Below are 25,091 nucleotides of genomic sequence, written 5' to 3' on the forward strand. Positions count from 1 at the left end.
GCACGTGGCCAGATGCTCACGATCCGGCACGGCACTAGCCTCAGCGGGCCTGCTTGACGTGCTCGTAGCGGGCCAGGGCCTCGCGGCGCTCCACAGCATGATCGACGATGGGCGCGGGGTAGCCGGGCACCTCGATGCCCCGCTCCCCCACCGTGTGGACGCCCTTGCCGGGGATGTCGCGCAGCTCGGGGACCCAGCGCCGCACGTAGTCGCCGTCGGGGTCGTAGCGCTGCCCCTGGGTGATGGGGTTGAAGATGCGGAAGTACGGGGCGGCATCCGTGCCGGAGCCAGCGACCCACTGCCAGCCGTGCTGGTTGGCGGGCAGGTCACCGTCCACGAGATGCCGCATGAAGAACCGGGCACCCCACCACCACGGCAGGTGCAGGTCCTTGACGAGGAAGGAGGCGACGATCATGCGGACCCGGTTGTGCATCCAGCCCTCGTGGAGGAGCTGGCGCATCCCCGCATCGACGATCGGGTATCCGGTTCGCCCGGCCTTCCATGCGGCGAGCAGTTCCTGCGCCTCGGCGGTGTCGGCGCTGAGCGGCATGCGGTCGAAGTCGGGGTTGAGGTTGTGGCGCGCCGAGCGGGGCTCGCGAGCGAGGACATCCGCGTAGAAGTCCCGCCAGGCGAGCTGGCGACGCAGCTCGCGCGCGCTGTCGCTGTCGTGGTCGCGCAGGTCGGCGAGCATCGTGCGGGGGTGGATGGCGCCCCACTTGAGGTGGACGGACATGCGGGTGGTGTCGTCGAGGTCGGGGCGGTCGCGGTGCTCCTTGTACTGATCGACACTGTTGGCCAGGTATTCCTGCCACTGCTCGTGGGCCGCCTGCTCGCCGACCGGGCAGACAGGCTTGATGTTGGCGGGCAGCTCCGCGCGCTCGACGCCCGCGACGGCAGCGGGATCGATCCAGGTGTTGGTGCTGGCACTGGTGCTCGCGGGCGCGCGCCAGCCGTGATCGAGCCAACGCTTGTAGTAGGGGGTGAACACCCGGTACGCGGTGCCGTCGTCCTTGACGATGCGGCCGGGCGCCACGGCGAACGGCGAGCCGGTCCGCACGAGCGGGATGTGCTGCTCCACGGCGGCGTCGCGGCGGGTGCCGTAGGGGCCGTGATCGGAGCTGATGTGCACCTGGGTCGCCTCGATGCGGCGCGCGAGATCCGGGATGATCTCGACGGGGTTGCCGCGCACCACGAGGAGGCGCCCGTCGAGTGCTTCATCGAGCTTGTTGAGGCAGGCGATGAGGGCGGTGCGGCGGCGCACTCCCGAGGGCTTGATCAGTGCCGGGTCGAGGACAAACACAGCGAGCGCATTGCGGGCGGAATCCGCGGCGGCGAGCAGCGTCGGGAGATCGTTGAGCCGAAGATCGCGGCGGAACCAGACGATTGTGTTCTCGGTCGCACTATTAGTCGTGATTGTCCTTTTCCTTTCGCTGCTACCCATACTGGGAACATATGGCGCTCGCGCCACGCGGCGATTCGCAGCTACCTGTGCCCGCCGCAATTGCGATGCCGGTCACAGCCACCAATACTGCCCGCTCGCCGCGCCGAATACACACGGACCGCCTCGGGCCGCGACCACCGGTTCGCCTCGCTCGGCGCCGCCCCGCACCAAACAGCTTAGGGAGTTCTGCATGGCAAGCACACGGCCGAAGTCAACGATCCGACGGTACCGCTTCCCCGCCGCGCTAGCGATCACCGCGACCGCTCTCGCCGCGGGCGGGTCCGCCACGCTGGCTTCCACTCCCCCCGCGGAACCGGCCACCAGCACCCAGGTCGTGGGCACCAGCGGCCCCGACCTGACGCGGCTCGAGGATGCGTTGCGCCAGTTGCAGCGCGACAAGCTCGCCGCGACATTCCTCGCCGCCGGATCCGGGCAGGCACTGGACGGATCGCGGCAGCTCGCAGCGGGCGCCGACGAGCTCGCCGCAGGCATCGGCCAGGCTCGCGCTGGCTCCGAGCAGCTAGCCACCGGCACCGGCGAGCTTGCGGCCGGCGCCGGGCAGCTCAAGGACGGCACCAGCCAGCTCAGCACTGGCATGAGCGAGTTTCAGGGCGGCATCGGCCAGCTGGGCGACGGCGCATCGCAGATCAGCGGTGGCGTGGACGAGCTCGTGGCGCAGTTGCTTCCCCTCAAGTCCGCCGCCGCGCCCTTCGCTCCCGAGCTAGCCGCCGCGCTGGTCCAGCTCGAGCAGCTCCGCGCTGGCGCCCGCCAGCTCGCGTTCCAGCTCGACGATCCCTCCAGCGACTTCCGCGTGGGCGCGGCCCAGCTCGCCGATGGCGCCAACCAGGTGGATTCCGGCGCGGGCCAGCTCGCTACCGGTTCCGCCGAGCTGCGTGACGGCGCCGGGCAGCTGCGCGACGGCCTCGTCCAGCTCGATGACGGATCCGGCCAGTTCACCGGTGGCTTCGAGCAGCTCCTCGCAGGCCTGGACCAGCTCAGCGGCACCGCCGAGCAGGTGAGCACCAGTGTCAACGGGGTGGTCAGCGTGACCCCGCGTGCGAGCTTGACGGCAGATCCGGTCGAGGTGGCCGTAGCCCAGCCGCTCGGCGAGGGCCGGGTGCTCGATGTGCCCACCATGGTGGCGCTGCTCGGGCTCGGCGCTGGCGGAATGCTGCTGCTGGTAGCGCTCGGGCTCGCTGGCTACCGGTGGCGGGCAGCGCGCCAGGCTGCATAGCGCGGGCCCAGCCCGTCGCCTCGCACTGCAAAAGCACCCGAAACGACCAAACGCGATAGAAACTTCGCCGGTTTCCCGGTGGTTTCTATCGCGTTTGCGGCTTGTCCGGGCCCCGTTCAGAAGCCCCGTTTGATGCTTGCTACGTCTACTGCACGTCAAGCAGGTCGATGACGAACACGAGGGTGCGTCCGGCGAGGCGGTGCCCCGATCCGCTCGGGCCGTAGGCCAGCGCGGGCGGGATGGTGAGCTGGCGGCGGCCGCCGACCTTCATGCCGGGGATGCCGTCCTGCCAGCCCTTGATGAGGCCGCGCAGCGGGAAGCTGATCGACTCGCCACGGTTCCAGGAGGAGTCGAACTCCTCGCCGGTCTCGTAGTCAACGCCGACGTAGTGCACCTCGACGGTGGCGCCGGGCACTGCTTCGGCGCCGTCGCCTTCCACGAGGTCCTTGGTGACTAGCTCGGTGGGAGGGGGGCCTGGCTGGAACTCAACTTCTGGTTTTGTCATGGTTTATCGCGCCGAAACCTCTGTGTAGTCGCGTTCGGTGTATCCGGTGTAGATCTGGCGGGGACGCCCGATCTTGGTTGTGGGGTCCGCATGCATTTCCCGCCAGTGCGCGATCCAGCCGGGCAGCCGGCCGAGCGCGAACATGACGGTGAACATGCGCGTGGGGAACCCCATGGCCCGATAGATCAGGCCAGTATAGAAATCCACGTTGGGGTAGAGCTTGCGCTCGACGAAGTAGTCGTCAGTGAGGGCAGCTTCCTCGAGCTTCATGGCGATCTCGAGCAGTTCGTCGCGCGCACCGAGCTTCTCGAGGATGTCGTGCGCGGTCTTCTTGACGATGGCGGCGCGCGGGTCATAGTTGCGGTAGACGCGGTGCCCGAAGCCCATGAGCTTGACACCCTCTTCCTTGTCCTTGACCTTGCGGATGAAGTCGCTGACATCGAGGCCCTGGCCCTTGATGTCGTCGAGCATCTCGAGCACGGCCTGGTTGGCCCCACCGTGCAGCGGGCCCCACAAGGCGTTGATCCCGCCGGAGATCGAGGTGAACAGGTTCGCGTTCGACGAGCCGACGAGGCGCACCGTGGAGGTGGAGCAGTTCTGCTCGTGGTCGGCATGCAGGATGAGCAGCATGTCGAGGGCCTTGACCACCTCGGGGTCGACCTCGTACGGCTCGGCGGGGAAGCCGAACGTCATGCGGAGGAAGTTCTCCACGAGCGTCATCGAGTTGTCCGGGTACAGGAACGGCTGGCCCACGGACTTCTTGTAGGCGTAGGCGGCGATCGTCGGCAGCTTGGCGAGCAGCCGGATCGTCGAGACCTCGACCTGCTCGGGATCGTTCGGGTCGAGCGAGTCCTGGTAGTAGGCGGACAGCGCGTTCGCCGCGGACGACAGCACCGGCATGGGGTGCGCGTTGCGCGGGAAGCCGTCGAAGAATCGCTTCAGGTCCTCGTGCAGCATGGTGTGCCGCTCGATGCGATACGTGAAATCGGAGAGCTGGTCCGCGGTGGGGAGCTCGCCGTAGATCAACAGGTAGGAGACCTCGAGGAAGGTGGAGTTCTGCGCTAGCTGCTCGATCGGGTAGCCGCGGTAGCGCAGGATGCCCTTCTCGCCGTCGATGTATGTGATCGCCGATGACGTCGAGGCAGTGTTGACGAAGCCGCCGTCGAGGGTGGTGTAGCCCGTCTCGCTGAGCAGCTTGCCGAGGTTGAAACCATCATTGCCCTCGGTCGCCCGAGTGATCGGCATCTCGTAGTTACCACCGGGGTAACTGAGTACCACTTTGTCTTCATTCTCAGCGGGCACGAGGGCTCCTTCTCAGACTCAACTGGTCAGTAGCGTATCGGCACATGCGCGACCACTCAACGCACAACCATATCCACGAACCTAGTCGAAACCCACCTCACCGGGCGAACCCGGGCCGGCGTGCGGTCATGGTTGCACGCGCGAAACCTGGCAGGACCCCTCACCAAGCTCGCAACGGATCCGATTATGCAATCTGTCCTGTCCACCCTGCCAGAACTCGACCATGAATGGGTGGATTCGATACCCGCCCCAGAATGGGGGCACGGGCAGCTCGTCCAGATCGTGGAACCGTTGCCGCACTTCGTCGGCCGAGGCGAGCAGGTCCTCCCGCGATGCGAGGGGCCGGGACTGCCGCGATGCCCACGCCCCTACCTGCGAGCCCCGGGAGCGGGTGCGCCAGTAGGCCAGCGTCTCCTCCGATGAGATCTTCTCCACAGCTCCGCGGAAGTGAACCTGCCTGGCCAGCGGGATCCACGGGAACGTCGCCGATGCCGCCGGATTGACCGAAAGGTGCTGCGCCTTGGCGGATTCGTAGTTGGTGAAGAACACGATCCCCCGCTCATCGACGCCCTTGCACAGCACCGTCCGCGTCGCTGGCACGCCCGCCCCGTCCACCGTGCCGAGCACCATTGCGTTGGGTTCGGTGATGCGTCCTCCATCCGATGCGACATACTCAGTAGCGTCGAGCAGCCATCGGGCGAACAACGGCAACCAGCCGTCCGTGAGCCACGCCTCATCGAGATCAGCATGTTCGCCCGACATGCTCGGCGCTGTTCTGTCCCCATAACTGACCCGCATGCGCGCGAGATCGAGAGAATCGGAAGGGTTACGCACCACACCCATACGCTACGCCCGAGCAGCGTCCCCGGAGCATGAGCCCCATCGCGCTCCTTCCGGATCGCACCATTACGGAACCCGCCCACCAGGCACCGGTTCCGCTGGGCGCGCGCCGCATACGACCCAGAACGACAACAGGAGCGTCATACATGGCAGTCGAACTTCCCGAAGGCTTCTCCCCCGGGCTCGAAGGAGTCCTCGCCTTCACCACCGAGATCGCGGAGCCGGACAAGGATGGCGGCGCGCTGCGCTACCGGGGCGTTGATATCGAGGACCTCGTCAGCAATGACGTCACCTTTGGCGATGCCTGGGCCCTCCTCGTCGACGGCAAGTTCGGCGACGCCCTGCCACCGGCGGAGCCCTTCCCCATCCCCGTCCACACCGGCGACGTGCGCGTGGACGTGCAGGCCGGCCTGGCCATGCTCGCCCCGATCTGGGGATACCAGCCCCTGCTCGACATCGACGACGCGACCGCCCGCGACAACCTCGCCCGGGGCTCCGTCATGGCGCTGTCCTACGTCGCGCAGTCCGCTCGTGGCCTCCACCAGCCGGCCGTGCCGCAGAAGATCATCGACGAGTGCCCGACCGTCACCGCGCGATTCATGACGCGCTGGCAGGGCGAGCCCGATCCCGATCACATCCGCGCCATCGACGCCTACTGGGTCTCTGCCGCGGAGCACGGCCTCAACGCCTCCACCTTCACCGCCCGCGTCATCGCCTCCACTGGCGCTGACGTCGCCGCGAGCCTGTCGGGCGCCATCGGCGCGATGTCCGGGCCGCTGCACGGCGGAGCACCCGCCCGCGTGCTGCCCATGATCGAGGAGGCCGAGCGCAACGGGGATCCCCGCGGCATGGTCAAGGGCATCCTCGACCGCAAGGAGCGCCTCATGGGCTTCGGGCACCGCGTCTACCGCGCCGAGGACCCCCGCGCCCGCGTGCTCCGCGACACCTGCAAGAAGCTCGACGCGCCCCGCTACGAGGTTGCTGCCGCGCTCGAGCAGGCCGCCCTCGCCGAGCTGCGCGAGCGCCGCCCCGATCGTGCCATCGAGACCAACGTCGAGTTCTGGGCCGCGGTCATCCTCGACTTCGCTGGCGTGCCGCCGCACATGATGCCGGCCATGTTCACCTGTGCCCGCACCGCTGGCTGGTGCGCGCACATCATGGAGCAGAAGCGGCTCGGCAAGCTCGTCCGGCCCGCTGCCCTCTACACCGGTCCTGCTCCCCGCCTCGCTAGCGAGGTCGAGGGCTGGTCGTCCATCCGTGGCGAGGGCGGGCAATCGCAGCAGGGCCTGCTGCGCCGCATCCTGCGCTAGGTCCCCCGCGAGCAACACCCGTTGGTGGCTCTGGCCATGGTCGGCCGGAGCCACCGGACGGGATCGATGCGCCCCGCAGCGGGGCCGGGAGCCTCATGCAGCACTGAGACCCGTGCCACCTCGATCGACTATCCTGGACGCGCGATAACGTCCAGAACGAAGCCTCCAGACCAAGTAAGGAATGCATCGACCGTGACTGGAACCACCGACATCACCATTCCCGGCGACCTCAAGCCCGCGGATGGCCGTTTCGGCTGCGGGCCCTCGAAGGTCCGCCCCGAGCAGCTCCAGTCGCTCGTCGACACTGGCGCCTCCGTCTTCGGCACCAGCCACCGGCAGCCTCCTGTCAAGAATGTGGTCGGACGGGTCCGCGACGGCCTCGCCACCCTGTTCAACGTGCCGGAGGGCTACGAGGTCATCCTCGGCAACGGTGGCACTACCGCATTCTGGGACGCTGCCGCGTTCGGGCTCATCCGCGAGCGGTCGCTGCACCTGACCTACGGCGAGTTCAGCAACAAGTTCGCCTCCGTCGCCAAGAAGGCACCGCACCTCGGCGATCCCATCGTCATCAGCGCCGAGCCTGGCAGCGCGCCCGAGCCCACGACCGACCCTTCGGTCGACCTCATCGGCTGGGCCCACAACGAGACCTCCACCGGTGTCGCGGTGCCCGTCACCCGCCCCGCGGGCTCCGAGAACGCGCTCATCGCCATCGACGCCACCTCTGGCGCTGGCGGCCTGCCCGTGGACATCGCCGACACCGACGTCTACTACTTCGCGCCGCAGAAGTGCTTCGCCGCCGACGGTGGCCTCTGGGTCGCCATCATGAGCCCAGCAGCGCTTGCCCGCGTCGAGGAGATCAAGGCCAGTGGCCGCTGGACGCCGGACTTCCTGTCGCTGCCCATCGCCGTCGAGAACAGCCTCAAGAACCAGACGTACAACACGCCCGCGCTGGCCACCCTGCTGCTGTTCGCCGACCAGATCGAGTGGATGAACAAGAACGGCGGCCTCGACTGGGCCGTGCAGCGCACCGCCGACTCGTCCTCGCGTCTCTACGCCTGGGCCGAAAAGACGTCCTACACCTCGCCGTTCGTCACCGACCCCGCGCACCGCTCGCAGGTCGTCGGCACCATCGACTTCAGCGATGACGTGGATGCCGCGGCCGTCGCGAAGGTGCTGCGCGCCAACGGCATCGTCGACACCGAGCCGTACCGCAAGCTGGGTCGCAACCAGCTTCGCATCGGCATGTTCCCGGCCATCGACCCCGAGGACATCACCAAGCTCACCGAGTGCATCGACTACGTCGTCAGCAAGCTCGGCTAGCAACTGTCGCTCCGCGAGGGGCAAGGTCGAAAGGGGCTGGACCGCGCTGCGGTGCAGCCCCTTTCGCATGCGCGTTGGATCCTGAGGCTCGGTGCGGCCCGAGGCGTCCTCGGCTGGGCGAGTTCCCGCCGCTAGTGGAAGCTCTTCCTGCTCTGAGCGGGAAAAGTTTCCACTCCCGGCGTGGCTGGAACGGCCACCGAAGCCAGCCAGCACCCAGGGTTGCGGCAATGCGCCGCGCAGCCACCTACCACACAGCGCGGCTTTTTCATGAAACCTGGCCCTGCGCAATGACTCTCCGCGTGTCGCGCCGGTGATTCTTGTCACGACACCATTACAGTGCAATAAAGAAGCTGAAGTTCGCTGAGCTGCACCGCGGCACGGCAACGCAAAGGCACAGCGGCACAAGGAGGTCAGGGTGCGGGAACTCAAGGTCGTCGGTATCGAGCCGGGCGGCAACGCTATCGTTTGCGCCGATATCAACACGGGAGCCAAGTTCAGGATCCCCGCCGATGATCGCCTCCGCGCCGCCGCCAATGGCGACGTGAGCCGCCTCGGCCAGGCAGAGATCGCGATGGAGGCGAAGCTGCGGCCGCGCGAGATCCAGGAGCGCATCCGCGCCGGTGCGAGCGTGCAGCAGATCGTCGAGGCATCGGGCATCCACAAGGCTCGGGTGGAGACGTTCGCGCATCCCGTGCTGCTGGAGCGGGCGCGCATCGCGACCCTTGCCCAGAGCGCGTACCCGCTGGGCGAGGACGGTCCGGCACAGCATCCGTTGTCGACCGTGGTGGCGATCGCCTTCGGCTCGCGTGGCCACAAGCTCGACGACGCTTCGTGGGATGCGTGGCGCAACGAGCAGGGCCGCTGGGTCGTGCAGCTGCGCTGGATGGCTGGCCGCACCGAGAACAAGGCGCTGTGGCGCTTCAACGCTGGCGCTGATGGCGGCACCGCTGCCCCGCTGAACGATCTCGCTCGCGAGCTGATCGTCCCGGACGCGCCGCGCTCGCGGCCGTCGCTGAGCCCCGTCACGCCCATCGCCACCGCCAAGGCGCAGGCGTCGCAGCAGGCGCCGCGCAACCAGGCACCACAGCAGGCCAGCCCTCAGCACCAGTCGGCCCAGCACCAGTCGGCGAAGGCAACCTCGTCGTCCGCCTCGGCGGATGCGGGGAACCGGGGCCAGCAGGAACGCGCAGCGACTGTTTCGCCCCAGTCCACCACCGAGTATGAGTCCGAGCCGAAGCGGGATCGCAAGCCAGCCAAGCCCGCGATGCCGTCGTGGGAGGACGTACTGCTCGGGGTCCGCGCGGGCGCCCAGTAGGGCCGGCAATACCGACGCATCAGAATGCCCCGGGGAGATCCCTGGGGCATTCGTCGTTTCTCGTTCCTCCATCGCGCCTGGCGGTTCTCCGCGTGGACCTAGCCGCGGCCGGGGCTCAGTCCGCTGCCGGTGGGTGACCGGCGGCAGACCTGCCACCGATGACACATCCGTGCCACCGTTGCGCGGATGTGCCACCGAAATATGGGTGTGGGCTGAGCCATTTCCGTGGCAGCACGGCCACAAGGGTGGCCGATCTGGCCTGAGACGGAGAGTCCCAGCGATCAAGGGGACCGCTGCGCTAGGGCAAAGCACCGCCCGGGGCTAGTGGAAACTTTTCCCGCTCACAGCGGGAAAAGTTTCCACTAGCGGCGCCCAGCCCCGCCTGGCCAGGCCAGGCCACTCACCCTCCGACGGCGATGCCGATGAGCGCGATCCAGGCGGCCACCGTGCCCACCGCGAGGCCGAGAGCAGCCCAGCGCTGCACGGGCTCGAAGCGGCGCTCCCACAGCGCGGGCGCGGCACCGGCGGCGATCAGCGCGTTGAGGGCGAGCGCAAGGGCGGGATGAATGGCGACCAGGCCCCAGCCGATGATGCCGACGAGCAATCCGGTGGTGAGCGCGACGAAGCCAGCGAACGCCAGTCCGGTGCCCCACGGGGTTGGTGGAGTCATGCCGTCCCGATCGCGGCGCGGGCAGCATCCTCGCGGCTGCGCTCGTAGAACGCGATAGCACCAGCGGTGGCGACATTGAGGGAGTCGACACCGGGGGTCATGGGAATGCATGCGCGGACGTCCGCGAGCCGCAGCGCGTGGTCGCTGAGCCCCGGGCCCTCCGCGCCGAGGAGGAACGCGATGCGCGGCGCATCGATGGCGGCGGACAGCGCGATCGCTGGCGGTTGGGGAGTCAGGGCCACCGTGCGGAAGCCGTGTCGGCCGAGCGCACCGGCAAGCGCATCCCAGTCATCGACGGTGGTGTGGGGCACCCGCAGGACGTGACCCATCGAGACACGGATCGCGCGGCGGTAGAGCGGATCGGAGCAGCGGGGACCCACGACGACGGCATCGACCTGGAGCGCCGCCGCATGCCGGAAGATCGCCCCGAGGTTCTCGTGATCGCCGATCCCCTCGAGGACAGCGATGGTGCGCGCATCACGGAGCACGTCGTCGAGATCGAGGGGCCGTGGCTTGGGCGCGATGGCCAGAACGCCCCGGTTGAGATGGAAGCCAACGACCTCGGCCATGGTTTCGGCGCTGGCCCGGTAGTACGGGGCATCGATCGTTGCGAGGGCGTCGCGGAGCTCGTCGTAGCGGCGCGGCACACCGAGGAGCGCGGTGGGCGCGTACCGGCTCTGGCTCATGCGCTCGACAACGATGGTTCCCTCGCCGATGGCGAGTCCACGTCCACCGGGCCGGTCCGGGCGGCGATCCGCGGTCGTGAGGTCGCGGAAATCGTCGACGCGGGGGTCATCGGGGTCGGTGATGTCTACGGGATGGGCCACTCCCCCATCTTGCCGGTTCCCAGCAGGCCCCCGCGAGTTCCCAGCAGGCCCCCGCGAGGCTGGTGGTACCGCTCGCCGCGAGGCTGGTGGTACCGCTCGCCGCGAGGCTGTGCCAAGGTTGGAAGAGTGACGAGTGAGAATGCTTCCGTGGTCGAGGTCCGCACTGCCACCGAGGAGGATTGGCCCCGCATCCTCCAGCTGGATAACTTTGCGTTCGGCGCGCATATCGCCGACCTGAAGACGGGGATCACGCGGGATCTGGCACCGGAGGAGAACGTGCTGGTGGCCATGATCGACGATGAGATCGTGGGCGTGACGATGCACTACGAGCTGCAGATCACCGTTCCCGGTGGGGCTCTGGTGGATGCCCCGGGCGTGACGTGGGTGTCGGTGGCGCCGACGCACCGGCGCAAGGGCATCCTGCGGTCGATGCTGACCGAGCAGCACAAGCGGTTCCGTGCCTCGGGCGCGCCCATGTCCATCCTGACGGCATCCGAGGGCGGGATCTACGGCCGCTTCGGGTATGGACCGATCACGGTGGAGTACACGCGCACGCTGGATCGGCGCTTCGCGCGGTTCCGGGACACGACGGCTGATCCGGGCGGGGTCCGGCTCGCGAGGGTCGATGAGGCGCGGGAAGTCGTTCCGGCGATCTATGACCGCTGGCGGCGGACGTGCGCGGGCGCGGTGCGGCGACCGGATGCGTTCTGGCGGGGCGTGTTCGCTGATCCCGAGTCGGACCGTGGTGGCGCTTCGGCATTGTTCTACATGGTGCATGCGGACGGTTTCGTGTCCTACCGGGTGCGGGATCAGGGCAAGCGCATGGCCGTGGAGGTGTCGGATCTGTTCGCGGTGACACCGGAGGCGTATATCGCGTTGTGGCGGGCATTGTGCGCGCTGGACCTGATGGAGACGATCACGGTCTCGGAGCCGCGCACGTCGCTGCTGCCCTACTTGCTGGATAATCCCCGGCTCCCGGCGATCACGGGATCCTTCGACCTGTTGTGGGCGCGGATCCTGGATGTTCCCGCGGTGCTGTCGGCGCGGGCCTACTTCTCGGATTGCGATCTGCCGTTCGAGGTGGTGGACGATTTCCTCGATCAGGGCGGGGTGTATCGGTTGCGCGCGGCCGGTGGCGGCGAGACCGGCGAGTGCGTGCGCGTCGACGAGGAGCCGCGGGTGCGGATCACGGCGGGCGATCTGGCGTCGATCTACTTCGGTGAGCATCGGGCCGATACGCTGGCGCAGGCTGGCCGCGTGTGGGCGTCGGACGAGGAATCGCTCGATGTGTTCGATCGGGCTTTCGCCACGGCAGCCACCCCGCAGGGCGGCATGTTCTTCTGAGGCCTGGGCCTAGCGGGAAGGCTGCTGGCCGGATCGGCTGGGGCTGCTCTGCGCGCCGATGAGGCTGGAGATGGTCCGGGTCATCGAGGGCGGCTGGACGCTTTCGCGCTGGGCGAGCTCGGTAGGGGTCATGGGTCCGTCGTGGCCGATGACGGTCAGCACGGAGAGCTGCGACAGCGATAGCACGGCGGAATGGCCCTGGCGCCCGCGGAGATGGCGCGCGAGGCGCACGACAACGAGCGCAAGGTCACCCGCGAGTCGTTCCTCATCGTCCACCACGAAATCGGACAATACGGCAACGAAACGGTTGACGTACGCGTTTCACGCGTGTAATTCGATCGCGAGTCTTGTTGCGCGCCATGAGGGTTATCCCACTCGCTGGCGGTAATCGCTGGCGACACGCTAAGTTGGCGCTGTGGGTACACATCCCGAACCGCCTCCGCTGCCGCCGCGCCTCGCCGATCCGCGCCCTGTGATCATCGTTGGCCTGCTCAGCTGGATCATCGCGACGATCGTTGTGGTGGCCTCGGGTGATTCGCTCGAGCAGTACGTGCCGTTGTGCATCGCCGGCCTCGGTGTCGCCGCGTTCGGCGGAATCATCTTCCTGCTGCAGCGCCGCGCCGTCCGCAGGGGCGACCGCTCCGCGCAGAGCGGCCTGTGACGGCAGCACTCCCCCTAGTGCGCCACGGGAGCCGGGCAGCTAGCGCCGTAGCTGCTGCTGGGTCGGCACAGTTGGCCTGAGCGCCGCGCAGAGCATGAGGCAAGCGCAGGCCCAGAGGATGCCGATGAACCATCCCGCGAGGACATCGGTGGCCCAATGCACTCCCAGATAGACGCGGGACGCTCCCACGACCACGGGCAGCAGGGCGAGCAGGGGCCAGGCCATGCGCGACTGGATCACGGTCGCGGCGAGCACGAGGGCCAGCATGCTGCTCATCATCGCGTGGCCGGACGGGAACGCGAAGCTCGTGGCCTCGACGATAGCAACGTCGGGATCGGGACGCTCGCGCCGCAGGATGACTTTGAGGACCCACATCAGGATCCATCCGCTGGCAAGCACTCCCAGGATCATCGCGGCGTCATGCGTTCGACGCCGCGCCAGCGACCACGCAATGGCGACGCCACCCATGAGGAATACGCTGATCGCGCTCCCGAGGACCGTGATGGTGGTGAAGAAGGTGTCCCATGCTGGGTCGCGCGCGCGGAGGATCCACTCCAGCACTGCGGCATCAAGTTCGATGACCATTTGATCTGGGGTCAGCTATGCATCGACGTCAAGGATGCCGTCGTCGTAGGGCTGGTACAGGGGCGAGCCCGCACCGGTGGGCAGGGCGCTATCGGAATGCGCGCCACAGCCGAAGCGGGCATGAACGACATGCCCATCGGCGGAGTACTCGTTGCCGCACACGCCGAACGAGTGACCGAGCGGCCCGGCGATAGGCAGGTAGAAGCCGCAATCATGGCACGCGCCGGGAGCGGCCTTGGCCATGCGTGAATCCGGTCCGAAATCGCTGGTGAGCCAGCGCTCCGCGGCGGCCGCGCGACCCTCCACGCTGAGCACCTGCTTGCGGCCCAGCCCGAGACCGGTAGCAATGTCCTCGACATCCGGCACGTCCGCCTCGACGCTGCCGGGAACGAGCCGCTCGTCGTGCTCCTTCGGCGGAAGAATGTCACCGGGCGAGAGGTCCCCGGCATCGATGCGGTCCTCCCACGGCACCCACGGTGGCGCGAGCAGCGCGCCCCGGCCTGGCAGGAGCGCGAACTCGCTGATGGTGGCGGAACCAGCGCCGGGGCATCCCGCCACGACGACGTTCCATTCCCAGCCACGGTAGCCGGGCAGGTGCGCGGCGAAGCGGTGGGAGGCGGCCCACTCGTCCTCGGCGACCATGCCGAGGTGCTCCCCGACCGAGGCGGGGTCAGCGACCTCGCACACTGCCGCGCGCGCTAGATCAATGGCTTGCGCCAGCACTGCGGGAACATCCGCTGCGGCACTCGGGCCCACGGGATCGGCGGGGTCCGCAGCAGAGCTGTGCGGGCGCGACACGACGGATGCGTTCACGTCGTCCATCTTGCCTCATTCCGTTGCAAAATCTCGACTCCGTGCCGCAGCGATGTGAGGCAATCTTGATCACATGCATGCAATCGCCCGCCCTGCCCGCCCGCTCGCCGCCGTGGCCCTGCTCCTCCCGCTGCTCGGCGCCGCCTGCGTGGATCCCAGCCTGCCTGGCACCGGCTCGCAGGCACCGTCCCCCGCCAGCCCCGAGGCAGTGACCCCCGGCCCCCGCGACGCGACATCGACCGTGGAGGTGGTGCAGCGCCATCCGCACGGGCGTGATTCCTTCACCCAGGGGCTCGAGCTCACCGATGGCGTCCTCTACGAATCGACCGGCCTGGTGGGCTCGTCGTGGATCGAGGCGCGCGCCTTCCCCGGTGGCGAGGTACTGGCGCGGGCAGACATCACCGATCCCTTCTTCGGCGAGGGACTGACCGTCACCGAGGACATCGCCTGGCAAGTGACGTGGCAGGACGGCGTGGCCATCGCCCGCGATCCCGCCACGCTCGAGGAGGAGTTCCGCACCACCTACGAGGGCGAGGGCTGGGGGCTCTGCTCGTACGACGACGATGCCGAGCGCGGCGACCACCTCGTGATGAGCGACGGCACGAGCACCCTTACGGTGCGGGATCCAGCGACGTTCGAGGCCCTCGAGACGATCCCCGTCACCCTTGATGGCGCGCCCGTCGAGCTGCTCAATGAGCTCGAGTGCACCCCCGACGGGGTATATGCCAACGTGTGGACGACGAGCATGATCGTGCGCATCGATCCGCGCACCGGCGCCATCGATGACGTGATCGACGCGTCGGGCCTGCTCTCGAGCACCGAGCGGCGGGGCGCCGATGTTCTCAACGGGATCGCCGCGATCCCCGGCACGGACCGCTTCCTCATCACGGGCAAGCTATGGCCGGTGATGCTCGAGGCCCGGTTCGTCCCCCGCTAGGCGACCCGCCGGCACCCGCGGGGCGCAGCGCGGCACGGATGCGGGAGAATTGAGCGGTGAACCATTCCGCGACGCCACCAGGTGATGACGCCGAGGCACGGTTCGGGGAGCACCCTGGCTTCTACAACTACCCGCCGCCGGGCCTCGGCTCCCCCGCCTCCGGCCCTGCCCCGGCACCAGCAGCGACAGGACCGGAAGCCACAGGACCGGAAGCCACGGAACCGTCCCGCCTGCCACGCAAGATCACGGTGACCCGCGTAGCGGCGATGCGATCCCGCCAGCTGACGATGCAGGGCGTCGACGCGTTCCGCCGCGCCGCCACCGCCGATGGTGCCGACAAGTCCGGCCTCACTGCCCTGACGTACGCGACCATCGCGAACTTCGCCGCCGACGCCGCCCTCGCAGTGGCACTGGCCAACACCCTGTTCTTCTCCGCCACCACCGGGGAGAGCCGTGGCATGGTGGCGCTGTACCTGCTGGTGACGATCGCGCCGTTCGCGGTGATCGCGCCGCTGATCGGGCCGGCGCTCGACCGGTTGCAGCGGGGCCGCCGGCTCGCGCTGGCACTGTCGTTCGTGCTGCGCGGCGTGCTCGTGCTCGTGCTGATCGGCAGCTACGACACCGCGACCGGGAGCTTCATCCCGTGGTTGCTCTACCCGGCGGCGCTGGGAATGCTGGTGCTGTCGAAATCCTTCGGCGTGCTCAAGGCCGCCGTCACCCCGCGCGTGCTGCCACCGGGCATCGACCTGGTGCGGACCAATTCGCGGCTCACGGTCTTCGGGCTCGTGGTCGGCACCATCACGGTGGGCGCGCTGGCGGCGATCGCGGAGATGGTGTTCTCGGCGATCTCCGGCTGGCCCGGGGCACTGCTCCTGCTGCTGCTCATCACTGCGGCCGGGGCCTGGCTGAGCATCCGCATCCCCGCATGGGTGGAGGTCACCGAGGGCGAGGTGCCCGCGTCGATCACCTACCGCGAGCATCCGCGGCCAGGCTCGTTGTCCTCCTGGCGGGCGCGGATCACCGGAGGGAGGCGGCAACCGCTCGGGCGCCTGGTCATCGTGGGCCTCTGGGGCACCTGCACCATCCGCCTGGTCACCGGTTTCCTCACGTTGTTCGTGGCGTTCGTGGCGAAGTCCCGCACCGAGCACGAGCCCGCGATGCAGGTAGCGATGCTGGCTGTCATCGGCATTGCCGCGGGCCTCGGCAACTTCGGCGGCAACGCGGTGGGAGCGCGGATCCGCCTGGCCCGGCCCGCGACGGTCGTGGTGCGCTGCACCATCGTGGTCGCGGCGATGGTGGTGGTCGTGGCGGTGACGAACGCGTTCGCGGTGGTGGCGCTGCTCGCCGCGGTGCTCGCTGCCTCCAGCGCCCTCGCGAAGGTGTCGCTGGACGCGCTCATCCAGGACGATGTGCCCGATGCGTCGCGCGCGTCCGCGTTCGGGCGCTCGGAGACCGCGCTGCAACTGAGCTGGGTGTTCGGCGGCGCGCTGGGCATCCTCATGCCCACCGAGCTGTGGATCGGGTTCACCGCGGTGGGCGTGTGCGTGGCCGCAGGACTGGCACAGGCTATCCTGACGCAGCGGGGACGATCACTGGTCCCGGGCCTGGGCGGGCACCGCCCCGAGCACACGGGCGACGAACCCACGCAGCCCTGAACCGCACCATTTTCGCGACACGCCTTGGGAGAGCTCCTCGATGTCAATCATTCCCCGCAAGTTCCTGATGATCGCCATCGCGGTGGTAGTGGTGTCCACGCTGGCGGTGGCGGCGATCGTGGGGCTCCAGGTGCGGCTCGGTCGCGATGACGTGCATCGTCCCCACCTCGCGGTGTTCGCGAGCGGCGAGACCCACGAGATCGGCCCCATCCAGTACTGCGACCCCGACGGCATCCGCGAGACCGTGAACGAGTTCGCGGACCAGCCGATGGACACCCCCCAGCAGCAGAACGCGTTCAACAATGCCCTGTCCGAGGTGTGCGACGAGCCGCAGATGCCCACCATCATCGAGGCCGACGCGGGCGATACGGTGCAGATCTCGCTGCCCAAGGAGATGACGCGCAACTCGCTGCGCGTGCAGGCCCTCTACGAGCCCGCTGAGTCCGAGGACGCGTTCTTCGACCAGACCTACGCCCCCGGTGATCGGCACTCCATCTCGCTGCCCGTCACCGACGAGGAAGGCCGGACGCTCGGCGGCATCCAGTTCGACATGCCCACGGTGTTCGTGGACAACACCGGCGCCGAGCAGCTCGGCACCTTCGCCACCTGGGTCATGTTCGTCGACATCGCGCCGCAGCCCGCGTCCTCCTAGGCCACCGGGCGCGCCACGCGCCGGGGTAGGCGCGCGCCGCGGTCGCGGAACTGGAATGCTGGGGACTTGTGAACAACTCTGATGTTTCGCCCGTCTATCGGGCCGTAATGCGCGTGTCCTCCCCCGTCGTCAAGCATTGGGGCAGGCTCGAGGTCATCGGGGAGGAACTCCTTCCGGCTGACGGCCCCGTGCTGCTCGTCGCCAACCACGACAGCTACTGGGATCCGGTGACGTTCGGAACCGGCTTGATCGGACGGCGCCAGGTGCGTGCCCTCGCCAAGTCCACCCTCTGGAAGTACCGCCCCGTCGCCTGGGTGGTCGATCGCATGGGCCAGATCCCCATCGAGCGAGGCAAGGGCGATGCCACCGCGCTCACATCAGCGATCACCGAGCTGCGGGGCGGCGCATGCATCGGCATCTTCCCCGAGGGCACCATCTCGCGGGGCGCCCCGATGCGCGCGCGCAGTGGCGTCGGGCGGCTGGCGCAGGCCGTTCCCGAGGCGAAGGTCGTGCTCGCAACGATCACCGGCAGCGTGGACATCGTCCGCTTCCCCAAGCGTCCCGTCATCCGCATCGAGCTCTTCGAGCCCGAGCAGGGTCAGATGCGGCCCGAGGAATCACCGTCCGAGTTCTCCGATCGAGTGATGGCCGACATCCGGCGCCGCGCGCCGTACGCGCTGCCTGGCCGGAAGAAGACCTCCGAGCGGTACCGCTCCCGCATCGAGGCGGGGCTGCCGCCGAAGGAGGGCCGCGGCTAGCTGGTCAGTTGGCTGGCGGGCCAGCCTTCCCAGCGATACGGATGACGAATACAGTCCGGGCGCCAGCCACGGTGCATGGCTGGCGCCCGGACTAGTGTCCTGCGCTGGTGCGTCGAGGATTACGCGTCGAGCTCCCGCGCGACAGCCCGCATGACCTCAGCGAGGCGCTGGGCGGTCTTGCGCTCGGGATAGCGTCCCTTGCCGAGGGTGTCCTGCGCGGAGACCTCGAGCAGCTTGATCATGTCCTCGATCATTCCGTGGAGCTCCTCGGGCTCGCGACGCTTGACCGGGGCTTCCTTCTTCGGGGCGCTGCCACGAACGGACGGGATCGGGTCGAGCACCTTGACGCTCAACGCCTGCGGGCCCCGTCGACCAACGGCCATGCCGAACTCGACGCGCTGCCCCGCCTTGAGCGTCTCCACGCCAGCAGGCAGCGCGGAGGCACGCACGTGCACGTCCTCGCCGTCGTCTTGGGAGAGGAAGCCGAAGCCCTTCTCCGCATCGAACCACTTCACCTTGCCGCTAGGCACTGTGTCACCCGCTCATCACTCGAATGCTTCATCGATGCTGGTCGCGAGATCGCGCCAGCCGCGCCGCCCGCTGGTGGGCGGGGCGCGCCTGCAATGGTAGCGCTTTCGCGGAGGTTAGGGCATTTCCCTTGTTCCCGGCCCTCCCGGGCGCCCGTCCCGGCCTGACCTGGGCCCTCTCGCGGACTGGATGCAGCGGCTAGAGCCACTTGTTGTGCTTGAACACAGCGAAGAGGGTGAGCCCGGTGAGCAGCATCATCGAGATCGCCATCGGGTAGCCGAATGACCAGTGCAGCTCGGGGATGTGCTCGAAGTTCATGCCGTACACGGTGCCGACGAGGGTGGGCGCGAACAGGATCGCCGCCCACGAGGAGATGCTCTTGACCTGCTCGTTCTGGGCGAGGCTCGCGGCAGTCATATTGCGCATCTCCTCGTTCTGCTGCTGCGCGACGAGCGTGAAGTGCACGGTGAGCGCGGTCTGCAGGGTGGCGCGGAACTGGTCGACGTGCTCGGCGAGGCGCAGGGCGTGGTCGAGGACGTCGCGGAGATAGCGTTGCAGCTCGACGTCCACCTGGTACTTGCCGAAGCCCCGCTGCAGCGCCTCGATGATAGTGGGGATGGGCCGGATCGCGCGCTGGAACTCGATGACGGTCTCGGAGAGCGCGTAGATGCGCCGGGCCACCTGGGTGTCACCGGTGAAGATCTGGTCCTCGATCTCGTCGATGTCATTCTCGAGTCCGCGTGCCACGGGCTCGTACTCGTCGACGATGCGGTCGAGGATGGCGTAGAGGATGGCCTCGGGGCCCATGCGCAGCAGGTCTGGCGCCTTCTCGAGCCGGGCCCGGACCCCGCCGACCTGGGTTGATTCGGCGTGGCGGATGGTGATGACGAAGTCGGGGCCAACGAAGATGTGCAGCTCGCCGAACTCGACGCGTTCCTCGGCGTCGATGTAGCGGGCCGGGCGCAGCACGGTGAACAGGACGTTGTCGTAACGCTCGATCTTGGGTCGCTGGTGCGCCGAGATCGCGTCCTCGACCGCGAGGTGGTGCAGGCCGAACTCCGTGGCGAGCGAGTCGATGTCGTCGGTGGTGGGGCGATAGAGGCCGATCCAGGCGATGCCGTTGTGCTCGCGGATCAGCCCATAGGTCTGCGCGAGGGTACCGGGCTCGGCCACCCGCACGCCGTCGACGTAGATCGCGTTGTCGATGATCGTCATGGATCCCCCTGCCCGCTTCATGTCGCTGCCCGCTCGGGTGTCGCCGCCCTCTTGCGTGTCCCCCGAGTTATATCCGACGGTTGCTGGATTCGGCGGAGCGACCCGAGGCACGAGCTTGCCATAGGTGTTGTCGGTGCGGACCGGTAACCTGGTGGGCGTGGGAAACGAGTATGGACGCTGGGCGCGGACGCGCGAGCCACAGGCACGGGCCGAGACCCTGGCGCTCCGGGTGGGCGTAGTGATGTTCGTGGTGGGTGCTCTGGCACTGGCCACGATCTTCGTGCTGCATGCCACCGGGGGCGCGCCGGTCCTCGCGCTCTACCTGACGAGCGTGTTGTGCCCGCTCGGGTTCACCCTGGCGGTGCTGGTGCCGGTGTTCAGCACGGCCCGGGCGCGCGCCGCCCGCGAACGATCCGGCCAGTAGCAGCGCCGGTGGGCCGGTGAGCGTGGCCGGTCTGGCACACGGAGCAGGCTCGCACGAGCCGGGGCACACTAGGAGGGGGAGGAAGAATGCTACGCATCATCCTGAACATCATCTGGCTCGTCTTCGGCGGCCTGTGGCTGGCACTGCTGTATGTGCTAGCGGGGATCATCTGCTTCGTGCTGATCATCACGATCCCGTTCGGCATCGCGTCGTTCCGCATAGCCCTGTATGCCTTGTGGCCGTTCGGCAGCACCACGGTGGATCGCCCGACGTCGGGGTCGTTCACGCTGATCGGCAATGTCATCTGGTTGCTCGTGGCGGGCATCTGGATCGCGTTCGGCCATATCGTGACGGCGTTCGCGCAGGCCCTCACCATCATTGGCATCCCGCTGGCGATCGCGAACCTGAAGATGATCCCGATCTCGCTGATGCCGCTGGGCAAGCGCATCGTTCCGGTCGATCAAGCCAGCGACTACCGGTACGGATATGGGCCTGGCCCCGATCCCTACCAGGGAGCGCAGCGCTACCCACGCTGAGCACGCCCCCTCACGACGGCCCCGCGCATGCGGTGAGATTACGGGAATACGGGCATAACCCGGCAAAGGTACGCTGGTAGACACTATGGCAACTGTCCGACTGGGAATCCCGATGCCCTCGCGCTCGTCCTCCGCGACGGGCGCGGCGGCGAGCAGCGCGGCCATGGCAGGAGCGCCCACCTCGGGCGGCCTTCTCGATCAGCACGGCCGCACTGCCAAGGACCTGCGCGTCTCCCTCACGGATCGCTGCAACCTGCGCTGCACCTACTGCATGCCCGCGGAGGGCCTCGACTGGATGGACCGCGACGAGGCGCTGGGGCTGGCCGAGCTGCAACGCCTCCTGCGCATCGCAGTGACGCTCCTCGGCATCGAGGAGATCCGCTTCACCGGTGGCGAGCCACTGCTCTACAGTCGGCTCACCGAGCTCATCAGCTACACATCCAGCCTCTCCCCCAGGCCCGAGATCTCCCTGACGACGAACGCGCTCGGGCTCTCCCGCAAGGCCGCGGACCTGAAAGCTGCCGGGCTCGATAGGGTCAACGTCTCCCTCGACACCATCGACCCCGACCACTTCCATGCGATCACGCGCCGCGACCGCCTCAACGATGTGCTCGCCGGGCTCGACGCGGCCCACCAAGCTGGATTGCGGCCCGTGAAGGTCAACGCGGTCATCCAGCCCGGCATCAACGAGACCGATGCCGCCGAGCTGCTGCAGTTCTGCCTCGACCACGGCTACGAGCTGCGCTTCATCGAGCAGATGCCGCTCGACGCGGGGCACGAGTGGCAGCGGGATACCTTCATCACCGCCGAGCGCATCCTCGAGCTGCTTTCGGCACGATTCGACCTCGCTCCGCATCCCGAGCATCGCGGGGCAGCGCCCGCCGAGCGGTTCGTCGTCAACGGCGGCCCCGCCACGGTCGGCATCATCGCCTCAGTGACCCGGCCCTTCTGCGGAGACTGCGACCGAACCCGCCTCACCGCCGATGGCCAGATTCGCAACTGCCTTTTCTCCCACGGCGAGATGGACCTGCGCGCCCTGCTCCGCGGGCCCAGTGCCGTCACTGATGACGATGCCGGGGACAGCACGATCGCGCAGGCATGGCGGGACGCGACCTGGGGCAAGCTGCCCGGGCATGCGATCAATGACCCGTCATTCCTGCAGCCCGCACGCTCCATGAGCGCGATCGGAGGCTGACATGACCGTGACCATGCGCTACTTCGCCGCAGCAGGCCGGGCAGCGGGCAAGGACGAGGAGCGGCTCGATGTCGCTAGCGGCACGACGCTGTCCGAGCTAGTGGGGAGCTTGTCCGAGCGGGGCCCCGAGCTGGCCCGGGTCCTGGGCCGCTGCCAGTTCCTCGTCGATGAGCAGGCCGTATCCGATCACTCGGTCACTCTCGATCCGGGTTGCACCATTGACGCGCTGCCCCCGTTCGCGGGCGGCTGACCGGCTCTCCCTGCCTCGCCCGTGCTGGCTTTCCCCCTCGCTGACAGGCGTGGCGCTGGCGGTGACCACACGACGCTCGCGATGGCCGCTTTCCCTGCTCGCTGGCGGACCCCAAGAACGGGCTATTCGCCCAATTTGCTATCTAGCGGCAAATGGCGTCTCAAATAATGAGATCTCACCACGCGCCAACCCTGTGACGCCGGTTACATAACGAACGAGTAACAAGAGCGCAACGAATCGTGACTTTCACTATTTCACCTGCGGTTATGAACCACTTCTACGCATACGTGATTGAAAGTGGCATCTGAGAGCCACGTCACCAGAACCCTTTACGACCCCCACGACCCTCCGTAGCGTCACTGCCAGTCAAGCGGAATACCCCGCACGGCGCCCCACCTGCTAGCTACAGCGATCACCCGACGATCACCGCTAGCAAGCACCACCCGGGCACCACGGGCCGCATGCCACAGACACCACCAGGCACACCGACACGCACGCAGTAGCGCAACCGAGAGGACCACCGTAACCATGAACGCACAGCCCACCAAGACCGCCCGCCGCAGCTTCTCCAAGAAGGCCCTGCTGACCGGTGCAGCGATCTCCGCAGCTGGCGTCCTCTTCGCCGCTCCCGCCAACGCCGCTCCCGACTCCGACTGGGACCGCCTCGCGCAGTGCGAGTCCGGCGGCAACTGGAACATCAACACCGGCAACGGCTACTACGGTGGCCTCCAGTTCTCCCAGAGCACCTGGTCCGGCTACGGCGGCACCGAGTTCGCGCCCCGCGCCGACCTCGCCACCCGCCAGCAGCAGATCGCCGTCGCCGAGCGCACCCTCGCCGGCCAGGGCTGGGGCGCATGGCCCGCCTGCTCGAGCAAGCTCGGCCTGAACAGCGCACCCACCCAGCGCTCCGCACCCACCAACATCTCCGCGCCCGTGCAGGCAGAGGCCAGCCCCATTCGTGCTGAGCTGCTCCGCCTCATCGGCGAGGCCCGCAACGCCGGCCTGCCCATCGCGCCCGAGCTGCTCGACTGGGTCAACAGCCTCTGAGCCTCACAGCATGTCATCGCGGTTGAAACCGTGAAGCACTGACCGAAAGGCCCGCCCGCAAGGGTGGGCCTTTCGCGTTGCGCGTCACCTCGCGGGTGTGCCCCTCGATGGCGCGGCCTTCCCGCGGCTGCGCGCCCGCCTCCCCGGAAGTGTTACAAAATACACCCTCGACGGCGCGAGACCGGGTGCAAAACCTCACACAACCGAGGAGGAGCCACCGTCACCGAGGACGGCCGTCAGGCGCGACTAGGCGCTGTTGACCCATTCATCGGTGCCGTCGGTGAATACCTGACGCTTCCAGACGGGCAGCTCGGCCTTGATCTGGTCGACGAGCTCGGCGCAGGTGGCGAAGGCTTCGGCGCGGTGGTCAGCCGCGACGGCGCAGACGAGAGCGGCGTCGCCGATGGCGAGGGGTCCGATGCGGTGGCTGACGGCGATGGCGCGAACGCCGCGGGCGTGCTGGGCGATGTCGGCCACGACTCGCTCGACGATGCGTCCGGCGGTGGGGTGGGCTGTGTAGTCGAGGGCGGTGACGCCGCGCCCGCTGTCGTGATCGCGGACGACTCCGGCGAAGCTCACGATGGCACCAGCCGCGGGATGCTCGACGAGCCGCTCGTGCTCGGTGGTGCCGATCGGCTCCGTGGTGACGGCGGCGAGGCGCACCTCAGCTCCCACGACCGCGGCTGAACCCCCAGCGCCTGGACCACCAGCGCCCCCGTCGGCCTCGGTGTTGTCCGGCTCGGGCGTGGTAGGTCCGCTAGTCATGGTTGCCGTGTCCTTGGATCTGGTCGAGGGCGTGCTCGAGGATGCCGTCGAGGATGGCGAGGCCGTCCTTGACGCCCCCGCGCGAGCCGGGCAGGTTGACGATGAGCGTCTTCCCTGCGATGCCTGCGATGCCGCGGGAAAGCATGGCGGTAGGGATGCGGGCGACGGCGCTCTGGCGGAGGGTCTCGGCGATGCCGGGGATCTGGTAGTCGAGCAGCGCGGCGGTGTGCTGGGGGGTGGTGTCGGTGGGGCTGAGCCCGGTGCCACCGGTGGTGAGGATGACCCCGCAGCCACGGTCGAGGGCGTCGCGGAGGGCTTGGGCGACGGGGTCCCCATCCGCGACGACGGTGGGCTCGCTGACGGCGAACCCGCGGCCCTGGAGCCATTCGGCGATGAGTGGCCCGGTGCGGTCGGTGTAGGTCCCGGCGGCGGCGCGGGTGGAGGCGACGATGACGGCGGCTCTCATGGTTGCTGCCAGTCCCCGGACTTGCCACCGTGCTTGCTGGTGACGCGGATGTTGTTCATGGTTGCTGCGGGGTCCACTGCTTTGACCATGTCGTGGAGGGTGAGCCCGGTGACGGCGACGGCGGTGAGTGCTTCCATCTCGGCGCCGGTCTTGCCGGTGGTGGTGATGCGCGCGGTGATTCCGACGGTGGTGTCGGCGAGGTCGAGGTCGACGGTGACTCCGGTCAGCGCGAGGGGGTGGCAGAGCGGGATCAGGTCGGGGGTGCGCTTGGCGGCCATGATCCCGGCGATGCGGGCGGTGGCGAGCGCGTCGCCCTTGGGGAGCCCGTCTCCGGCGAGGAGCGCGATGACCTCGGCGGTGGTGTGGAACGTTCCTTGCGCGATGGCGACGCGGGCGGTGATGCTCTTGTCGCTGATGTCGACCATGCGCGCGGCGCCCCGATTGTCGACGTGTGTCAATCGGGGCTGGTGCTGCGGTTCGCTTGTGTCGTCCACGG

The 25,091-nt window shown here is 68.3% G+C and carries 28 protein-coding genes and 1 pseudogene; 15 read left to right on the forward strand and 14 right to left on the reverse strand.

Annotated features, from left to right (window positions below; translation table 11 throughout):
• Positions 1–40: 40 nt before the first annotated feature.
• Positions 41–1,441 (reverse strand): cryptochrome/photolyase family protein, encoded by a 1,401-nt coding sequence (locus FXO18_RS13125; protein WP_149361569.1) that lies wholly within the window; start codon positions 1,439–1,441, stop codon positions 41–43.
• Between the two features lie 190 nt (positions 1,442–1,631).
• On the opposite strand from FXO18_RS13125, the gene FXO18_RS13130 reads away from it, so the two are divergent.
• Positions 1,632–2,675, forward strand: coding sequence for a hypothetical protein (locus tag FXO18_RS13130; RefSeq protein ID WP_149361570.1), 1,044 nt, complete (start codon positions 1,632–1,634; stop codon positions 2,673–2,675).
• Between the two features lie 145 nt (positions 2,676–2,820).
• On the opposite strand, the gene FXO18_RS13135 is transcribed toward FXO18_RS13130, so the two are convergent.
• From FXO18_RS13135 to pdxH, 3 genes are all read right to left on the reverse strand, one after another.
• Complete coding sequence (locus FXO18_RS13135) at positions 2,821–3,180, reverse strand: FKBP-type peptidyl-prolyl cis-trans isomerase (protein WP_149361571.1); 360 nt, start codon at positions 3,178–3,180, stop codon at positions 2,821–2,823.
• 3 nt (positions 3,181–3,183) lie between these two features.
• The gene (locus FXO18_RS13140) at positions 3,184–4,482 is read right to left on the reverse strand and encodes a citrate synthase (RefSeq protein WP_149361572.1); all 1,299 of its coding nucleotides are present in this window, start codon (positions 4,480–4,482) and stop codon (positions 3,184–3,186) included.
• 126 nt (positions 4,483–4,608) lie between these two features.
• Positions 4,609–5,325 carry a pyridoxamine 5'-phosphate oxidase gene (gene pdxH / locus FXO18_RS13145; RefSeq protein ID WP_187774356.1) on the reverse strand — a complete coding sequence of 239 codons (717 nt, stop codon included), beginning with the start codon at positions 5,323–5,325 and terminating at the stop codon, positions 4,609–4,611.
• A gap of 143 nt (positions 5,326–5,468) precedes the next feature.
• Here pdxH and FXO18_RS13150 point away from each other — a divergent pair, with 143 nt between their 5' ends.
• The 3 genes from FXO18_RS13150 to sepH all read left to right on the forward strand — a co-directional run bounded on the left by FXO18_RS13150 (position 5,469) and on the right by sepH (position 9,267).
• On the forward strand, positions 5,469–6,632 hold the full coding sequence (locus FXO18_RS13150; RefSeq protein ID WP_149361573.1) for a citrate synthase 2: 1,164 nt from the start codon (positions 5,469–5,471) through the stop codon (positions 6,630–6,632).
• A gap of 192 nt (positions 6,633–6,824) precedes the next feature.
• A complete protein-coding gene (serC, locus tag FXO18_RS13155; protein ID WP_235900653.1) occupies positions 6,825–7,952 on the forward strand; it encodes a phosphoserine transaminase in 1,128 nt (375 codons plus the stop codon).
• A gap of 415 nt (positions 7,953–8,367) precedes the next feature.
• Complete coding sequence (sepH, locus tag FXO18_RS13160; RefSeq protein ID WP_149361574.1) at positions 8,368–9,267, forward strand: septation protein SepH; 900 nt, start codon at positions 8,368–8,370, stop codon at positions 9,265–9,267.
• A gap of 400 nt (positions 9,268–9,667) precedes the next feature.
• Here the strand turns inward: sepH and FXO18_RS13165 are convergent, their stop codons facing one another.
• Positions 9,668–9,937 carry a DUF2537 domain-containing protein gene (locus FXO18_RS13165; RefSeq protein ID WP_149361575.1) on the reverse strand — a complete coding sequence of 90 codons (270 nt, stop codon included), beginning with the start codon at positions 9,935–9,937 and terminating at the stop codon, positions 9,668–9,670.
• Entirely contained in the window at positions 9,934–10,764 is an 831-nt protein-coding gene (locus FXO18_RS13170; protein WP_149361576.1) for a TrmH family RNA methyltransferase, read from the reverse strand. The genes FXO18_RS13165 and FXO18_RS13170 overlap by 4 nt, the downstream gene beginning before the upstream one ends.
• Before the next feature lie 126 nt (positions 10,765–10,890).
• On the opposite strand from FXO18_RS13170, the gene FXO18_RS13175 reads away from it, so the two are divergent.
• Entirely contained in the window at positions 10,891–12,108 is a 1,218-nt protein-coding gene (locus tag FXO18_RS13175; protein ID WP_187774357.1) for a GNAT family N-acetyltransferase, read from the forward strand.
• Positions 12,109–12,168: 60 nt separating this feature from the next.
• On the opposite strand, the pseudogene FXO18_RS13180 reads toward FXO18_RS13175, so the two are convergent.
• Positions 12,169–12,387, reverse strand: a pseudogene (locus tag FXO18_RS13180) (MarR family transcriptional regulator); the annotation flags it as partial.
• Between the two features lie 136 nt (positions 12,388–12,523).
• On the opposite strand from FXO18_RS13180, the gene FXO18_RS13185 reads away from it, so the two are divergent.
• Positions 12,524–12,769, forward strand: a complete 246-nt coding sequence (locus FXO18_RS13185; RefSeq protein ID WP_149361578.1) for a DUF2530 domain-containing protein — start codon at positions 12,524–12,526, stop codon at positions 12,767–12,769.
• A gap of 39 nt (positions 12,770–12,808) precedes the next feature.
• Here the strand turns inward: FXO18_RS13185 and FXO18_RS13190 are convergent, their stop codons facing one another.
• Both FXO18_RS13190 and FXO18_RS13195 read right to left on the reverse strand, forming a co-directional pair.
• Positions 12,809–13,354: a phosphatase PAP2 family protein gene (locus tag FXO18_RS13190; RefSeq protein WP_149361579.1), complete on the reverse strand. Its 546-nt coding sequence runs from the start codon at positions 13,352–13,354 to the stop codon at positions 12,809–12,811.
• A 15-nt stretch (positions 13,355–13,369) separates the two neighbouring features.
• Entirely contained in the window at positions 13,370–14,176 is an 807-nt protein-coding gene (locus tag FXO18_RS13195; RefSeq protein ID WP_149361580.1) for a DUF3027 domain-containing protein, read from the reverse strand.
• A gap of 64 nt (positions 14,177–14,240) precedes the next feature.
• On the opposite strand from FXO18_RS13195, the gene FXO18_RS13200 reads away from it, so the two are divergent.
• The 4 genes from FXO18_RS13200 to FXO18_RS13215 all read left to right on the forward strand — a co-directional run bounded on the left by FXO18_RS13200 (position 14,241) and on the right by FXO18_RS13215 (position 18,169).
• Positions 14,241–15,104, forward strand: a complete 864-nt coding sequence (locus FXO18_RS13200; protein WP_149361581.1) for a glutaminyl-peptide cyclotransferase — start codon at positions 14,241–14,243, stop codon at positions 15,102–15,104.
• A gap of 56 nt (positions 15,105–15,160) precedes the next feature.
• Complete coding sequence (locus FXO18_RS13205) at positions 15,161–16,759, forward strand: MFS transporter (protein WP_235900654.1); 1,599 nt, start codon at positions 15,161–15,163, stop codon at positions 16,757–16,759.
• Between the two features lie 40 nt (positions 16,760–16,799).
• Positions 16,800–17,411, forward strand: coding sequence for a DUF2771 family protein (locus FXO18_RS13210; RefSeq protein ID WP_149361582.1), 612 nt, complete (start codon positions 16,800–16,802; stop codon positions 17,409–17,411).
• Between the two features lie 107 nt (positions 17,412–17,518).
• Entirely contained in the window at positions 17,519–18,169 is a 651-nt protein-coding gene (locus tag FXO18_RS13215) for a lysophospholipid acyltransferase family protein (protein WP_235900655.1), read from the forward strand.
• Between the two features lie 119 nt (positions 18,170–18,288).
• Here FXO18_RS13215 and FXO18_RS13220 read toward each other — a convergent pair whose 3' ends face one another.
• Positions 18,289–18,699, reverse strand: coding sequence for a cold-shock protein (locus tag FXO18_RS13220; RefSeq protein WP_149361584.1), 411 nt, complete (start codon positions 18,697–18,699; stop codon positions 18,289–18,291).
• A gap of 196 nt (positions 18,700–18,895) precedes the next feature.
• Entirely contained in the window at positions 18,896–19,912 is a 1,017-nt protein-coding gene (locus FXO18_RS13225; RefSeq protein ID WP_149361585.1) for a magnesium and cobalt transport protein CorA, read from the reverse strand.
• Between the two features lie 157 nt (positions 19,913–20,069).
• On the opposite strand from FXO18_RS13225, the gene FXO18_RS13230 reads away from it, so the two are divergent.
• From FXO18_RS13230 to FXO18_RS13250, 5 genes are all read left to right on the forward strand, one after another.
• Complete coding sequence (locus FXO18_RS13230) at positions 20,070–20,336, forward strand: hypothetical protein (protein ID WP_149361586.1); 267 nt, start codon at positions 20,070–20,072, stop codon at positions 20,334–20,336.
• A gap of 86 nt (positions 20,337–20,422) precedes the next feature.
• Entirely contained in the window at positions 20,423–20,872 is a 450-nt protein-coding gene (locus FXO18_RS13235; protein WP_149361587.1) for a YccF domain-containing protein, read from the forward strand.
• A gap of 85 nt (positions 20,873–20,957) precedes the next feature.
• Positions 20,958–22,067 (forward strand): GTP 3',8-cyclase MoaA, encoded by a 1,110-nt coding sequence (gene moaA, locus FXO18_RS13240; RefSeq protein ID WP_149361588.1) that lies wholly within the window; start codon positions 20,958–20,960, stop codon positions 22,065–22,067.
• A 1-nt stretch (position 22,068) separates the two neighbouring features.
• Complete coding sequence (locus tag FXO18_RS13245) at positions 22,069–22,317, forward strand: MoaD/ThiS family protein (RefSeq protein ID WP_149361589.1); 249 nt, start codon at positions 22,069–22,071, stop codon at positions 22,315–22,317.
• Between the two features lie 528 nt (positions 22,318–22,845).
• Positions 22,846–23,364: a transglycosylase family protein gene (locus tag FXO18_RS13250; protein WP_149361590.1), complete on the forward strand. Its 519-nt coding sequence runs from the start codon at positions 22,846–22,848 to the stop codon at positions 23,362–23,364.
• 246 nt (positions 23,365–23,610) lie between these two features.
• Here FXO18_RS13250 and FXO18_RS13255 read toward each other — a convergent pair whose 3' ends face one another.
• The 3 genes from FXO18_RS13255 to moaC all read right to left on the reverse strand — a co-directional run bounded on the left by FXO18_RS13255 (position 23,611) and on the right by moaC (position 25,089).
• On the reverse strand, positions 23,611–24,039 hold the full coding sequence (locus FXO18_RS13255; RefSeq protein WP_235900673.1) for a molybdenum cofactor biosynthesis protein MoaE: 429 nt from the start codon (positions 24,037–24,039) through the stop codon (positions 23,611–23,613).
• Positions 24,040–24,121: 82 nt separating this feature from the next.
• Positions 24,122–24,595, reverse strand: a complete 474-nt coding sequence (locus FXO18_RS13260) for a MogA/MoaB family molybdenum cofactor biosynthesis protein (RefSeq protein ID WP_187774358.1) — start codon at positions 24,593–24,595, stop codon at positions 24,122–24,124.
• A complete protein-coding gene (moaC, locus tag FXO18_RS13265) occupies positions 24,592–25,089 on the reverse strand; it encodes a cyclic pyranopterin monophosphate synthase MoaC (RefSeq protein WP_268884966.1) in 498 nt (165 codons plus the stop codon). The genes FXO18_RS13260 and moaC overlap by 4 nt, the downstream gene beginning before the upstream one ends.
• Positions 25,090–25,091 lie beyond the last annotated feature (2 nt).

The sequence above is a fragment of the Lolliginicoccus suaedae genome (genome assembly GCF_008312885.1).
GTDB lineage: Bacteria > Actinomycetota > Actinomycetes > Mycobacteriales > Mycobacteriaceae > Lolliginicoccus > Lolliginicoccus suaedae.

Coding starts and splice junctions, on each gene's coding strand:
- FXO18_RS13125 (WP_149361569.1), bottom strand. CDS start 1,441: ATGGGTAGCAGCGAAAGGAAAAGGACAATCACGACTAATAGTGCGACC.
- FXO18_RS13130 (WP_149361570.1), top strand. CDS start 1,632: ATGGCAAGCACACGGCCGAAGTCAACGATCCGACGGTACCGCTTCCCC.
- FXO18_RS13135 (WP_149361571.1), bottom strand. CDS start 3,180: ATGACAAAACCAGAAGTTGAGTTCCAGCCAGGCCCCCCTCCCACCGAG.
- pdxH (WP_187774356.1), bottom strand. CDS start 5,325: ATGGGTGTGGTGCGTAACCCTTCCGATTCTCTCGATCTCGCGCGCATG.
- FXO18_RS13150 (WP_149361573.1), top strand. CDS start 5,469: ATGGCAGTCGAACTTCCCGAAGGCTTCTCCCCCGGGCTCGAAGGAGTC.
- FXO18_RS13165 (WP_149361575.1), bottom strand. CDS start 9,937: ATGACTCCACCAACCCCGTGGGGCACCGGACTGGCGTTCGCTGGCTTC.
- FXO18_RS13190 (WP_149361579.1), bottom strand. CDS start 13,354: ATGGTCATCGAACTTGATGCCGCAGTGCTGGAGTGGATCCTCCGCGCG.
- FXO18_RS13195 (WP_149361580.1), bottom strand. CDS start 14,176: ATGGACGACGTGAACGCATCCGTCGTGTCGCGCCCGCACAGCTCTGCT.
- FXO18_RS13200 (WP_149361581.1), top strand. CDS start 14,241: ATGCATGCAATCGCCCGCCCTGCCCGCCCGCTCGCCGCCGTGGCCCTG.
- FXO18_RS13210 (WP_149361582.1), top strand. CDS start 16,800: ATGTCAATCATTCCCCGCAAGTTCCTGATGATCGCCATCGCGGTGGTA.
- FXO18_RS13215 (WP_235900655.1), top strand. CDS start 17,519: ATGCGCGTGTCCTCCCCCGTCGTCAAGCATTGGGGCAGGCTCGAGGTC.
- FXO18_RS13225 (WP_149361585.1), bottom strand. CDS start 19,912: ATGACGATCATCGACAACGCGATCTACGTCGACGGCGTGCGGGTGGCC.
- FXO18_RS13235 (WP_149361587.1), top strand. CDS start 20,423: ATGCTACGCATCATCCTGAACATCATCTGGCTCGTCTTCGGCGGCCTG.
- moaA (WP_149361588.1), top strand. CDS start 20,958: ATGGCAACTGTCCGACTGGGAATCCCGATGCCCTCGCGCTCGTCCTCC.
- FXO18_RS13245 (WP_149361589.1), top strand. CDS start 22,069: ATGACCGTGACCATGCGCTACTTCGCCGCAGCAGGCCGGGCAGCGGGC.
- FXO18_RS13250 (WP_149361590.1), top strand. CDS start 22,846: ATGAACGCACAGCCCACCAAGACCGCCCGCCGCAGCTTCTCCAAGAAG.
- FXO18_RS13260 (WP_187774358.1), bottom strand. CDS start 24,595: ATGAGAGCCGCCGTCATCGTCGCCTCCACCCGCGCCGCCGCCGGGACC.